This window comes from Hydrogenophaga sp. GW456-12-10-14-TSB4, assembly GCF_059424305.1.
This window is the reverse complement of the sequence record NZ_JBWKZH010000007.1, coordinates 1-13,027: the sequence shown is the minus strand read 5'-3', so window position 1 is coordinate 13,027 and position 13,027 is coordinate 1. Positions and strand designations below refer to the sequence as shown.

13 protein-coding genes and 1 tRNA gene are annotated in these 13,027 nt (G+C 68.1%); 8 read left to right on the top strand and 6 right to left on the bottom strand.

Features of this window, described 5'->3' with window-relative positions; all coding sequences use genetic code 11:
- Positions 1–11: 11 nt before the first annotated feature.
- Positions 12–929, bottom strand: a complete 918-nt coding sequence (locus tag AC07ZS_RS05565) for a LysR family transcriptional regulator (protein ID WP_494797584.1) — start codon at positions 927–929, stop codon at positions 12–14.
- A 75-nt stretch (positions 930–1,004) separates the two neighbouring features.
- On the opposite strand from AC07ZS_RS05565, the gene AC07ZS_RS05560 reads away from it, so the two are divergent.
- The 8 genes from AC07ZS_RS05560 to AC07ZS_RS05525 are packed head-to-tail and all read left to right on the top strand — an operon-like array spanning position 1,005 to position 9,015.
- Positions 1,005–1,685 (top strand): hypothetical protein, encoded by a 681-nt coding sequence (locus tag AC07ZS_RS05560; RefSeq protein ID WP_494797583.1) that lies wholly within the window; start codon positions 1,005–1,007, stop codon positions 1,683–1,685.
- 11 nt (positions 1,686–1,696) lie between these two features.
- Entirely contained in the window at positions 1,697–2,608 is a 912-nt protein-coding gene (locus tag AC07ZS_RS05555) for a sugar ABC transporter substrate-binding protein (RefSeq protein WP_494797582.1), read from the top strand.
- 40 nt (positions 2,609–2,648) lie between these two features.
- Positions 2,649–3,437 carry an SDR family NAD(P)-dependent oxidoreductase gene (locus AC07ZS_RS05550; RefSeq protein WP_494797581.1) on the top strand — a complete coding sequence of 263 codons (789 nt, stop codon included), beginning with the start codon at positions 2,649–2,651 and terminating at the stop codon, positions 3,435–3,437.
- Between the two features lie 31 nt (positions 3,438–3,468).
- Positions 3,469–4,452 carry a Bug family tripartite tricarboxylate transporter substrate binding protein gene (locus tag AC07ZS_RS05545; RefSeq protein ID WP_494797580.1) on the top strand — a complete coding sequence of 328 codons (984 nt, stop codon included), beginning with the start codon at positions 3,469–3,471 and terminating at the stop codon, positions 4,450–4,452.
- 8 nt (positions 4,453–4,460) lie between these two features.
- Positions 4,461–4,829: a cupin domain-containing protein gene (locus tag AC07ZS_RS05540; protein ID WP_494797579.1), complete on the top strand. Its 369-nt coding sequence runs from the start codon at positions 4,461–4,463 to the stop codon at positions 4,827–4,829.
- Positions 4,829–6,259, top strand: a complete 1,431-nt coding sequence (locus tag AC07ZS_RS05535) for an aldehyde dehydrogenase family protein (protein ID WP_494797578.1) — start codon at positions 4,829–4,831, stop codon at positions 6,257–6,259. The genes AC07ZS_RS05540 and AC07ZS_RS05535 overlap by 1 nt, the downstream gene beginning before the upstream one ends.
- A gap of 22 nt (positions 6,260–6,281) precedes the next feature.
- Positions 6,282–8,069 carry a thiamine pyrophosphate-binding protein gene (locus AC07ZS_RS05530; RefSeq protein ID WP_494797577.1) on the top strand — a complete coding sequence of 596 codons (1,788 nt, stop codon included), beginning with the start codon at positions 6,282–6,284 and terminating at the stop codon, positions 8,067–8,069.
- Positions 8,070–8,076: 7 nt separating this feature from the next.
- Positions 8,077–9,015: a LysR substrate-binding domain-containing protein gene (locus AC07ZS_RS05525; protein ID WP_494797576.1), complete on the top strand. Its 939-nt coding sequence runs from the start codon at positions 8,077–8,079 to the stop codon at positions 9,013–9,015.
- Positions 9,016–9,019: 4 nt separating this feature from the next.
- Here AC07ZS_RS05525 and AC07ZS_RS05520 read toward each other — a convergent pair whose 3' ends face one another.
- The 5 genes from AC07ZS_RS05520 to AC07ZS_RS05500 form a co-directional block, all read right to left on the bottom strand.
- Positions 9,020–9,997, bottom strand: coding sequence for a Bug family tripartite tricarboxylate transporter substrate binding protein (locus AC07ZS_RS05520; RefSeq protein ID WP_494797575.1), 978 nt, complete (start codon positions 9,995–9,997; stop codon positions 9,020–9,022).
- Positions 9,998–10,036: 39 nt separating this feature from the next.
- Positions 10,037–10,813 (bottom strand): SDR family NAD(P)-dependent oxidoreductase, encoded by a 777-nt coding sequence (locus AC07ZS_RS05515; RefSeq protein WP_494797574.1) that lies wholly within the window; start codon positions 10,811–10,813, stop codon positions 10,037–10,039.
- A 13-nt stretch (positions 10,814–10,826) separates the two neighbouring features.
- Complete coding sequence (locus AC07ZS_RS05510; protein ID WP_494797573.1) at positions 10,827–11,738, bottom strand: sugar ABC transporter substrate-binding protein; 912 nt, start codon at positions 11,736–11,738, stop codon at positions 10,827–10,829.
- Positions 11,739–12,046: 308 nt separating this feature from the next.
- Positions 12,047–12,122: transfer RNA gene (locus AC07ZS_RS05505), tRNA-Ala, on the bottom strand.
- Positions 12,123–12,148: 26 nt separating this feature from the next.
- A complete protein-coding gene (locus AC07ZS_RS05500) occupies positions 12,149–13,024 on the bottom strand; it encodes an NAD(P)-dependent oxidoreductase (RefSeq protein ID WP_494797699.1) in 876 nt (291 codons plus the stop codon).
- Positions 13,025–13,027 lie beyond the last annotated feature (3 nt).

Here is a 13,027-nt window from a genome sequence, read left to right as displayed (position 1 = left end):
ACGAGCGCCGCTCAATCGGCACTGCCCGTCAGCAGTGCGGGAACCTGTTGCTGGAGGAGTTCGAGCAGGCGGCGCGCGACGGGTGAGAGATAGCCGCCGCTGCGCGAACTCACGCCCAGCTCGCGCCGCAGTATCAGGTGCGACGGCTGTATCTCGCGCAGCCGCGCCCGCTTCTCGGTGGCGATGGTGTGGCGCGACACGAAGCTCAGGAGGTTGGTGCCTGCGATCAATTGCGGCAGCAACGGGATGGAGTTCGCCTCGATTTGAACGGGCGGCGGCGGCAGCCCGCGCGCGGCGAAGGCGGCTTCCAGCCATTGGCGGCTGGAGGCCTCTGCCTGGGGCAGCACCCACGGGTAGTCCAGGAGCATCTCCAGACTGATGTGCCGGGCCTTGAAGATGGGATGGCCGCTGCGGCAGGTCACCACCACTTCGTCGATGGCCAGCGGGTATCGCTTGTAGGCCGCATCCTTCTCCGGTGGCAGCAGACCGACCACGAGGTCGAGCTGTTTCTGCCTGAGTTGCTCCAGCAGGTCAAAGCTGGCACCCACCTCGATCCGGACCTGCGACTTCGGCGCCTGCTCGAGCAGCAGGCGGCACACCTGCGGCAGCAGGGCGCCGACGCTGACGGTGCCGCTGCCGATGCGGACCAATCCCGCCACGCCTTGCGAGAAGTCCGCGACATGGCGCAATGCCTCGTCCGCAGAAACCCGCAACTGACGGGCTTCCTCCACCAGCACCTGGCCCACCGGCGTCAGCCGAACGCCGCGTCCGGCCTTCTCGAACAGCGGCCCGCCGACCGTCTGCTCCAGGCGGCGAATGGCCTTGGTCAAAGCCGGCTGGCTGCGCGCGATCGTCTCGGCCGCGCGGCCCAGGTTTTCGGTCTGCGCTGCGATTTCAAAGTACCGAAGGTCGCGCAGATTCAGTTCCATTCCAAACTCCTAGTTATCAATCAAGGAATATTAGCGAATGGACAGTTAAACGTCGAGCGTCGAACATCCGTGCCCATGGACCTCTCTTTGAATCCGCCGACGACGACCCGCACCAGCCGCGGGGGCATGCTGGTGGTCTGGCACGACGTCGCACCTGGACAGGCTCCCGCAGTCCGGGAGTGGTATGCCCGGGAGCACCACTTTGAACGTCTGGACATCCCCGGTTTTCTCGAAGCCCGCCGGTTCGAGCGGGTGTCCGGCACGGGTGCCGAGGTGTTCGGTGCCTATCGCGTGGCGGCGACCGACGTGTTGCGCAGCGCCGACTACCGCGCCCGTGTTGACGCGCCCACGGCTTGGACCCGCGAGTCGATGCTCCACTTTCGCCGCATGTCGCGCACGGTCTGCGCCATCACGGCCTTCGCGGGTCGCGCCCAGGGTGGACACGTGGCGACCCTCGCTGCCGCGGGGGGCGGGGCGCCGGACCTGTCGGCAGCCTGCGAGCGGCTGCTGGAGCGGCCCGGCGTCCTGCAGGTCACCGCACTGAATGCCGAACGCGCGGCGCCGGCGACCGCGAGCGCCGAGCAGGCGCTGCGCGGTGCACCGGACGCGCAGGTCGCCTGGGCGTTGCTGATCGACGCCGATGTCCTCGATGCAGCGGAGCAGGCCCTGCACGCTGCCCAGGAACTCACCGAGTGCCGCGATCCCGTGCAGTCCGGGGTCTATCGGCTTTGCTTCACCGCCCGCCATTCCTCTTGAGATCAGATCCCTTGAAACACCTTCGCATCATCACCAAGAATCACACCAACCCGGCCTATGGCGGGGCGCTGGTCGGCGCCCGTGCCGTGGCGCACCGCATGGGTTGCACGCTGGATCACTTCGCACCGCAGGTGGCCGACAGTCCCGAAGAGCAGTCCCTGCTGGTCGAGCAGGCCATCGCCGACCGGCCCGATGCCATCGTCCTGCTGCCCGCCCACGCGACCGGTGTCAACGATGCGATCGCGCACGTCAACGCGGCCGGCATTCCCCTGATCCTGTTCGTGAGCGAACCGACGGCGGGCCAGTGGGTGGGCTTCATCGGGTCCGACGACACGCGCATGGCCGCTTCGCTGGCCCACGCCTTGTTGCCGCGGCTGCGCCCGGATGCCCGGGTAGCGATCATCGATGGTCACCCGGGCTCCATCACCACGCCACAGCGCCGCCGCGGATTCGAGCAGGCGCTTGCGAAGTACCCGGGCATGCAACTGGTGGACGTGATTGCCGGTGACTACCAGCACGCACCCGGCCGCGATGCGGCGCTGGCCTTGCTCTCGCGCCATGCGCGGCTGGACGCGATCCTGGCGGCCAATGACCTGATGGCGATGGGCGCTCTGGAGGCATTTGAACTGCAGGGGCGAAGCGTGCCGATCGTGAGCATCAACGGAACACCCGATGCCATCGCCGAGGTGCGCTCGGGCCGCCTGGCGGCGACCGCATCGTTCAACACCCACCACTTTGGTTGCCTGGTGGTCGAGATGGCCTTGCGCCACCTGCGCGGCGAGCACGTTCCGCGTCGCATCGACCTGAGGCCGGACATCATCGACGCCGACAACGCCGCCGAGTGGGACAAGCCTTACGAGATGCGGCAGTGCCCTGACTGGGATCAGGTCGTCGCGCGTCAGCCGCAGGCACTGGTGGCCTGAAACCTTTTCCCTTCCATGACCCCACCAGGAGACTGATTCCATGCGTTTGAACAACAAGGTCGCTTTCATCACCGGCGGTGGTGCGGGCATCGGCGCTGCAGCCGCCATGCGTTTTGCACGAGAAGGCGCGGCCGTGATCGTCGCCGAGATCGACGAAGCCCGTGGCCGCGACGTGGCGCAAGCCATCCGCGCCGATGGCGGCAAGGCCCAGTATGTGCATTGCGATGTCACCGACGAAGCGTCCACCGAACAGGCGGTGGCCCAGGGCACCGCAGCGTTCGGCGGCCATCTCGACATCCTGTACAACAACGCCGGCGGCTCAACGCCCCACGACGACATGGTGACCGTTGTCGACATGGCGGAGTTCTGGCGCTGCATGAAGCTGGAGTTGCTGGGCACCTTTCTGTCCAGCCGCTTCGGCATCCGAGCCATGCAGAAGGCCGGGCGCGGTGGCTCGGTCATCAACACCGCTTCGTACAACGCCACCATCGGGACGGCGGGTCGCGACTGCTACACCGCCGCCAAGGGCGCGGTGATCGCGCTGACCCGTTCGATGGCCGTGGAGTACGCGCCGGACGGCATTCGCGTCAACTGCATTGCGCCCGGGGTGGTGATCAGCCCGCGCATGACCAAGTTCCAGCAGGACTTTCCCAACCACCGCATTTTCAACAAGAAGAACCGCCACCATCGACCGGAAGTGCCGTCCCACCTGCTGGGTCCGATCGAGATCGAGGACCTGACGCACATGGCCCTGTTCCTCGCATCCGACGAATCGAAGCGGATCACGGGCCGCATCGAACTCGTGGACAGCGGCGCCACCGCGTCCTGATCCCTCACCGACGACAACAAGGAGACAAGACATGCCCAAGACCTCATTCGTGTGCGGCGCACGCCGCCTGTTCCTCGCCGCCGGCCTCGCGCTGTGCGGCACCGCCTTCGCTCAGGGGGCTGCGAGCTTCCCGAGCAAGCCGATCCGCGTGATCGTTCCCTTCACGCCGGGCGGCGGCTCGGACGCGGCGGCCCGCTTCTTCGGGGAAAAGCTGGCCGTCGCGCTGGGTCAGCCGGTGCTGGTGGAGAACCGGCCGGGCGGCAACAGCGGTTCGATCGGCACCGCGTTCGTGAAGAGCCAACCGGGCGACGGTTACACACTGCTGTTGGGCAGCACCGCGCCCCTGGTGACCAACGTGGTGATGGTGAAGGAACTCCCGTACGACGCCACCAAGGACTTCAAGCCGGTTGCGGGGCTGACCAAAAACACGACCGCCATCGTGGTGCCGGCCAACTCGCCGCACAAAACACTTGCCGATCTGGTGGCCGCGTCGAAAAAATCCACGATGAACGCCGGTACCGCATCCGCAGGATTCCACCTGGCGGCCGACTGGTTCGCGAACCTGGCGGGCTTCAAGTACACCCACGTGCCGTACAAGGGCCTGGCTCAGGCGCTCACCGACGTCGTCGGTGGCAGCCTCGACTGGGCGATCGTGGACCTCGCGGGCGCCACGCCCCTGCTGCAGGGCAGCCGCATTCGTGCGTTGGCCGTCACGGACGATGAGCGGCATCCCTTCTTCCCGAACGTGCCCACGGTCAAGGAGAGCGGCTTTCCCGAGTTTGTCTACAACACCTGGACGTCTTTCCACGTGCGCTCGGATACGCCGGAAGACACCACGCGCCGACTGACCGAAGCGACGATGAAGATCCTCGGCTCGGAGGCCGCCCGGGACTACGCGCACAAGGCCGGCACGCAACTGCTGCCGCTGGGCCCGGCGGAGTTCGCCAGGTACCAGCGAGAGGAGGTCGAGCGCTTCCGCAAGGTGGCGGAATCCTCCGGCATCAAACCCGAATGAGAACCGAGATGGCCGACGCTTTCCTCGCCCACATCGCCGAGATCGACTGGCTGCAGTACCCGGGGCACTTCGGCGGCGCGCTGTCCAAGCCGCTGGTGACGCCACAGACCTGCCGCTCGCAACGCATCGACCACCGCATTTCCTGCTATGCGCCGATGGCGTTCGTGGAGGAACATGTGCACAAGGTGCAGGAGCAGGTCTACCACGTGCTGGAGGGGGAAGGCCTGCTCACCCTGGACGGCAAGCGCCACGTGCTGCGCCGCCACGACTACGTGTTCGTGCCGCCCGGTGTGCGCCACGGCTTCACCAACAACGGCACGGTGCCGCTGGTGTTTCTGGTCGTCAGCACACCGGTGACCGATGAGGTGCCGGTGTGATGGCCGCGTCCTTGCAGACCTGCCGTCTGCTTCTCGCAGGTCAGTGGCAGGACGGCGTCGACAGCGCCGTCGTCCTCCACAAGTACCTTCAGCAGCCGTGGGCAGACGCTCAGTTGCCCTCCCGTGCACAGGTCGCCCAGGCCGTGGCGGCGGCCGACCAGGCCTTCCGTGCCAGCACGCTGGACGCGCACAGCCGCGGCGCCATTCTGGACCGCGCGGCCACCCTGCTCGAAGGCCGGGCCGACGAGCTGGCGGCGGTGATGCAGGCGGAAGCCGGCTTCACCAGGCACGATGCGGCCAACGAGATCCGTCGAGGTGTGATCACCCTGCGGTTGTCGGCCGAGGAGGCGCGCCGTTTCGGCGGTGAGTTCGTTCCCATGGAAGGCGCCCCCGGGCAGGCGGGCCGCATCGGATTCACCCTGCGCGTCCCGCTGGGCGTGGTGTGTGCCATCACCCCGTTCAACGCACCGCTCAACACGGTGATCCACAAGGTCGGACCGGCGCTGGCCGCCGGCAACGCCGTGGTCCTCAAGCCGTCGCTGCACACCCCCATGACGGCGGGCATCCTGGCCGAAGTGCTGCTCGCGGCGGGCCTGCCCGCCGGACTGTTGTCCATCCTGCACGGCGGCGTGCAGGTGGCCCAGTGGCTGCTGGACGAGCCCGCCATCCGCTTTTACGCCTTCACCGGCAGCACCGAGGCCGGGCGCTTGATCCAGCAACGCGCAGGCCTGAGGCGCACGCAGATGGAGCTCGGGTCCATCGCCCACTGCATCGTCTGCGACGACGCGGACCTCGACCGCGTGCTGCCCAAGATCGTCAACGCCGCGTACCGCAAGGCCGGTCAGGTCTGCACTTCGGTGCAGGTGTTGCTGGTGCATCGCTCGCGCGTGCCCGACGTCGAGCGGCGCCTGGCCGCCCAGGTGGCGGCGCTGCCCAGCGGCGATCCCGCGGCCGCTGAAACCGTGGTCGGCCCCGTGATCAGCTTGGCCTCGGCCGAGCGCATCGCCGGGTGGATCGACCAGGCGGTGGCCGCCGGGGCCCGCCGGCTGGCGGGTGGCGCCCGGCGAGGCGCCGTGGTGCCGCCCACGCTGCTGGCCGACGTGCCGCCGCAGACGCCGATCGGCCACCAGGAAGTCTTTGGCCCCGTGATGTGCATCGCCCCGTTCGACACCCTGGACGAAGCGATCGCCCGGGTCAACGCGACGCCGTTCGGGCTGGCCACGGGCGTGTTCACCAACCGGCTGGCCGACGCGCTGGCGGCGGCGCGCCGGCTCGAAGTGGGGGGGGTGCACATCAATGAAACCTCCAGTTCGCGCGTGGACCTCATGCCCTACGGAGGCTCCAAGGACAGCGGTTTCGGCCGCGAAGGACCGCAGCATGCAGTGCGCGAAATGAGCGAGGAGCGCATGGTGACGCTGCTCGCGCCCTGAATCCCCCCCCGGAGAAATTGTCATGTCCCGTATCAAAGGTGGCGAGCTGATCGCCGAGTACCTCGTCAAACAGAAAGTGCCGTACGTGTTCGGCATCTGCGGTCACGGCAACGTGGGCATCCTGGACGCCTTGCACCAGGTGCGCGACCAGGTGAAGCTGGTGTCGCCGCGCCACGAGCAGTGTGCCGGGCACATGGCCGATGCCTACTTCCGGGTCAAGCACCAGCCCGTGGTCACGCTCACGTCCACCGGGCCGGGTTCGGCCAACATGGTGATGCCGCTGGCCACCGCGCTGGCGGACTCCTCCGCCTTCCTGGCCATCACGGCCAACGTGCCGACCTCGCAGGCCAACCGGGCACCGTTCCAGGAGCTCTATGCGCACAACCAGTCGGACTTCGCGCAGGTGATGCGGCCGGTGGTCAAGCGCAGCTTCCAGCCGAGCCGGGTCGACATGCTGCCGCTGGCGATGCGCCAGGCCTTCGACTGCATGGTCACCGGCCGCCCCGGCCCGGTGAACATGGACATCCCCTACAACGTCTTCCAGGAAGAGGCGGACGTGGAGGTGCCGTCCGTGTCGCACCGGCACGGCGCGCACCGTCCCGGCGCCAGCGGGACCGACCTCGCCGAGGCGGTCAGCTTGCTGTCGCAGGCCGAGCGCCCGGTGCTGTTCATCGGTCACGGCGCCACCCTGGCCGAGGCCGGGGAGGCGCTCACCGCGCTGCAGCGGGACCTGGGCATTCCCATCATCACCTCGCCGAACGGCATGGGCTGTGTACCCGCGGACGACCCGCTCACGCTGGGCTTCATCGGTCGCAACGGCGCCTACCCGGCCAACCAGGCCGGCCGCCATGCCGACCTGGTGATCTGCATCGGCACCCGCTTCGATGACCGTTCGTCTTCGACCTGGCACCCCGGCTACTCCTGGAACTTCCCCAGTTGCAAGCTGCTGCACGTCGACATCGACCCGGCCGAGCTCGGGCGCAACTACCCGCCGACGCTGGGCATCATCGCCGACGCCCAGGTGTTCACGCGGCAGCTGCTCGCCGCCGTGAACCCGACCGCCGCGGCGCACAGGGGCCGCTTCACCGCCTGGCGCGAGCAGGTGGCGGGTTGGTGTGCCGAGTGGGAGACTTTTGTGCGACCGAACTTTGGTGCGATCACGACGCCGATCCGCCCCGAGTACGTGGTGAGCGCGCTGCAGGACGTGCTGCCGCCGGATGTGATCCTGGCGCTGGACTCCGGCGTGCATCACAACTGGTTCATGCAGTTCTGGAAGCCGCAGCGCGCGCAGAGCATGCTCAACAGCTGGGGTTACTCGTCCATGGGTTTCGGCGTGTGCGGCGTCCTGGGCGCCCAGCTGGCCGCGCCGGATCGGCCTTGCGTCGCCGTGGTCGGGGACGGGGGCTTCATGATGGCGCCCTATGTCGTGGCGACCGCCGTGGAGTACGAACTGCCCTGCGTCTGGATCGTCTGGAACAACTTCGCTTGGGGGGCCATCCGCGATCTGCAGCACGGGCTGTTCGACGGCCGGGAAATCGGCACCGGCTTCTACCGCGGCCGGCAGGGGCCCGGTGGCGAGCGCTACAACCCGGATTTCGCGGCCTGGGCGCGCGCTTGCGGCGCCGACGGCATGACCGTCACGCGCAGCGAGGACCTGCGAGGTGCGGTAGAGCTGGCGGTGCGCAACCGCCGGCCTTGCGTGATCGATGTGCACATCGACTCGGACGTGCGGCCGCCATCGACCGGCACATGGCAGCTGCCCCCCATTCCGTACAAGGAGCCGGCGTTCGGCAAGCCATGGGTGGCCTGAGGTTGCCATGGACCTGCGGCAACTGCGTTATTTCGTCGGCATCGTGGAAAGCGGAAGCCTGACCCGCGCGTCGCGCCGCCTGTGCATCGCTCAGCCGGCGCTCAGCCAGCAGGTGTTGAAACTGGAGGCAGAGGTCGGCAAGGCCTTGCTGCATCGCTCCGCCAAGGGCGTGGTGCCCACGGACAACGGACTTGCGCTGTACCACCATGCCCGTCTCATGCTGCGCCAGTTCGAGCAGGCCTTGTCCATCGCGCGGCAGGAGGGCGGCGACGCCCAGGGCGTGGTCTCGCTGGGCCTGCCGGCCACCATGCTCCGCGCCATCGGGCTTGCGCTGGTCCGCGAGATCCGGCGCAAGTACCCCGGCATTCTGCTCAATGTGGTGGAGGGTCTCAGTGGACAGATCGAGCAGATGATGCGCCTGGGCCAACTGGACCTCGCCGTGCTGTTCGCCCTAGATGCCTTGCCGGAGTTCAAGGCGCAGCCGCTGGTGGAGGAAGAACTCTTCGTGCTGCTCGCGGAAAACAGCACGCTGGTGGACGCCGACTGCCAGTCGCTCACCCTGCAACAGGTTTCGCAACTGCCGCTCATCCTGCCCACAGGCCGGCACGGGCTGCGGCGCCGGGTCTGTGCGGAGTTCGAGCGCCGCGGCCTGGCGCCCAACGTGGTGGCCGAGATCGACTCGGCCGGGCTGCTCATGGACTGTGTTTGCGACGGTATGGGCGCCACCATCAAGCCCGTGCCCGCGTCGACGCCGTCCGCAAGCCACCGCACGGGCTGGCGCGCACTGTCGATCAACGATGTGCGCATCACCCGCCGCAACTACCTGTACGCGGCCGCGACCGACGCGCCGTCGCCATCCCAACGGGTCGTTGCCCGAGAACTGTGCGAGGTCGCGGCGGCGCTCGCGGACAGCGGTGACTGGCCGGGTGTCACGCGGCTGTCCTGAGCCTTCACTGCGGCTCCAGCCGCGCGTTGCGCGCAACCGCCGCCCAGCGCTCCGTTTCGACCTGCAGAAACTTCGCGTAGTCGGCGGGGCTGGACCCCAGCGCCTGCGTCCCCTGTTCGTCGAGCTTCTGACGCACCTGGGGGGACTGCAACGCCGCGAGCAAGGCGGCGTTGAGGCGATCGACCGCAGAACGCGGCGTGCGCGCGGGAACCATCATCCCGGACCAGGCCCCGCTCTCGAAATGCGGTACGCCCGATTCCGTGAAGGTCGGAACCTGTGGGTGAAACGCCAGCCGGCGCGGTGTTGCCGTCGCCAGCAACTTGAGCTTGCCTTCCTTCAGGAAACCGGACACGTTGCTGACCGTGTCGATCATGAAGTGGATCCGGCCGCCGACCAGGTCGATGGTGGCCGGGGCACTGCCTTTGTAGGGCGCATGCACGGCGTCGATGCCCAGCGCCTGGGTGAACTGCAGCGCCGTCATGTGGTTGATGTTGCCTGCGCCCGAGGACCCGTAGACTAGAGCGCCGGGGTTGGCCTTCGCGTGAGCGATGAACTCCTGGAGTGTGCGCGCTTGCAACTGGGGGGCCACCAGCAGACCGGTGGGGATGGAGGCCGAGAGTCCCACCGGAAGCAGGTCTTTCAGCGCGTCGAAGCCCGGATTCCGGTAGACCGCGGGACTGATGACCATTGACGACGTGTTGTAGAGGACCACGTGGCCGTCCGCGGGCGCTTTGGCCACGAAGGCGCCCGCGATGTTGCCGTTCGCGCCCGCCTTGTTTTCCACGATGACCGGTTGACCCAGGGTGGATTCCATGTGCTGCGCGACCACGCGCGCCACGAGGTCGGTGCCGCCACCGGCGGCAAAGGGCACGACCAGGGTGACCGGCCGTGTCGGGAACGTGGCCTGGGTCCATCCGGCCCGGGTCGAGAGGAGTGCCGGCAATCCGATCAGCAGAGCGCGGCGGCGTAGGGGGGTCTTCATCTTGTCTCCTTGTTGTGGTGCATGAAATCGGCCTCGGGTTCAGCCCATGAAGCGCCCGCCGTTCACGTCAACGATGGCGCCTGTGCAAAAGTCGCCCCGGGTGGTCAGAAAGTGGATCGCGTCGGCCACGTGGGCCGCGGTGCCGAGCCGGCCAAGCGGGGTCTTGGCGATGCGTTCGAGCTGGTAGTGTTCGGCGTCCTTGCCGCCGCGCTCGGCGGCTCGCCCCTTCAGGATGTCGGTGTCGATGGACCCCGGCGTGACCGAGTTGACCGTGATGTTGTCCTTCGCCACCTCGCGCGCCAGGCAGCGCGCCAGTCCCAGCATGCCCGCCTTGGCCGCGGCGTAGTGGCAGGCGCCGAAGCCGCCGCCGTCGCGCGCGACCATCGAGCTGACGAACACGATGCGTCCCCATTGGCGCCTGCGCATGAAGGGCAGGGCCGCCTGGCAGGCGTGGTAGACGCTCTTGAGGTTCACGCTCAGCATGCGGTCCCACTCCGGCTCCGAGATCTCCGAGAACGGGATCGACTGCGTGATGCCGGCGTTGGCCACCAGGATGTCGGGCTCGCCGAGTTGCCTGACCACTTCGGCGTAGAGCGCATCGACACCGGCGCGAGACGCGACGTCGGCCTGCAGCGCGAGGGCTCGGCCGCCCCGGCCGCGAATCTGCCGCGCCAGTTCGGTGACGCCGTCGAGCTGGATGTCGGCGACCGCCACGGCGATGCCGCTGTCGGCCAGAGCAAGGGCGGTGGCCCAGCCGATGCCGCGCGAGGAGGCCGCACCGGTGATGACGGCCACGTGGGAGTTCTTGTCGTGCATGGTGTTTTCCTGCTCAAGCTGCGCAGTGGGTCGCGAGGGTCTGATCCCAGTCGGGCAGGGGTCGCTGGTCGTAATTGAGGTCCCAGGCCTGCAGGTTGTCTGCCTCGACCAGTTCCGCCGGAAGCACGATGTGCTTCGGAACGGCTTGCCCCTTGAGGATGCGCAGGGCCGCTTCCATGGCGATGCAGCCCATGCCCATGGCGTTGAACGCCGCACTCACCAGCATGTCGCCGGCGCGAATGGCCGCAATGCCCTCCGGGGTTGCGTTCACGCTGCCCAGCACCGCGCGCACGCCTCGCTCCCGAAGCGCCTCCAGTGCGCCGAGTCCCATGAAGTCGTTGGCCACCAGCACGGCGTCGGTGGGCCCGTGGCGATCCAGCAGCTCAAGCATGGCCCGGCGCGCAGGTTCGCGCAGAAAATCTCCGTCGCGCGCACCGACGATGCGCATGCCGGGGTGCTCTGCAAGTCCGGCCCGAAAGCCGTTGGCGCGCGGTTCGTACAGAATGCCCAGCGGGTTGCCGTCCAGGATGGCGACTGTGCCCCTGCCATCCGCGCGGCGCGCCACCGCACGCGCCACGGCCTGGGTCATGAGTCGGTCATCGGATCCGACGTGGCAACGCGCGAGATCGTGCCGCCTGGGACGGCCGACGAACGTGACGACCACCACGCCGGCTTCGCGCAACTGTTCGAGCATGGGGTCGAGGAGGCTCTCGTGCGCTGGCGAGACGAGCACGGCGTCGGGTCGCTCGCGGGCCAGCAGCGCCAGCACCTCCTTCTGCTCGGCGATGCTGTCGTCGACGTTGGGCATCCAGTGGCGCACATCGACGCGACGGGCCTTGGCCAGGCGGTCCATGCCGATGCGGGCACCGCGGTAGGCAGGGTTGCTGCCGTTCTTGCTGATGGTGACGAAACGAATTGGAGACATGGTTCCTGCTGTGTGCCGGGCCCCCGTGGCCCGGATGCAGCCGCATTCTGGAGAGCGCAGGATCCATTGGGAAATACTGTTTTCCTCTGAAAGGCAGACCGCTGCGGTATGCCTCTTCATCCCAGGTATTCGTCCGCATCTCCCGGCAGTTCGGGATGGCTTTGCCGGATGCCGTGGCGGCGCCTGTCGAGATGGGGTAAATCTGGGCGCATGCGAGAGCCCGATGGGATCGCCTGGATGGACCACTTCGAGCGTGTTACGCCGTGGAATCGAGAAAGGCCATTGGACGCAAGGCCTTGCCGAGAGACTGGTGGAGACGAGGAGGATCGAACTCCCGACCTTCGCATTGCGAACGCGACGCTCTCCCAGCTGAGCTACGTCCCCACTGGCCGAAATGGTAGCAAAGACGCTCAGTTCATGCCATTGCGGCGCGCGAGTTCGACGAACAGGCCCGAGTGGTCCAGGTCGGCCAGGCCGTGCGCCCCGGCCTGGGCGTACAGCTGCTCGAACAGGCCGGTGATCGGTGCCTCGAAGCCGATCTCGCCGGCCGTGGCCAGCGCATTGCGCATGTCTTTCAGCTGCACCGCGATCGCCGCGCGCTTGGTGAAGTCGCGCTCCACCATGCGCTGGCCGTGCACCTGCAGGATGCGGCTGTCGGCGAAGCCGCCGCTGATGGCCTGGCGGACCTTGCCCATGTCGGCACCGCCCTTCTCGCACAGCAGCAGGGCCTCGGCCACCGCGCCGATGGTGATGCCCACGATCATCTGGTTGGCCAGCTTGGCGAGCTGACCCGAACCGTGCGGGCCCACGTGCACCGCCTTGCCCAGCAGCTCGAACACCGGGAGCGCGCGCTCGAAGTCGGCCGTGGCACCGCCGGCCATGATGGCCAGCGTGCCCTGTTCGGCGCCCACGGTGCCGCCCGAGACCGGCGCGTCGAGGTGGCGCACGCCCTGTTCGGCGAGCCGGGCGGCGTGATCGCGCGCCTGCCGGGGCTGGATGGACGACATGTCCACCACCAGAGTGCCGGGCCGCAGGCCGGCGGTGGTGCCTTGCTGGAACATCACGTCTTCCACCACGCCGCCGTGTTCGAGCAGGGTGATCACCATGTCGGCCTGGGCCACGGCCTCGGCGGGGGTGTCGGCCACGGTGGCGCCGAAGGGCTGGAGCCGTTCGGCCTTGGCGCGCGATCGGTTCCACACGCTGACATCGCAACCGGCCTCGCAGAGGCGGCGCGCCATGGGGAAGCCCATCATGCCGATGCCGAGCACGGCGATGCGGGTGGGCAGGGG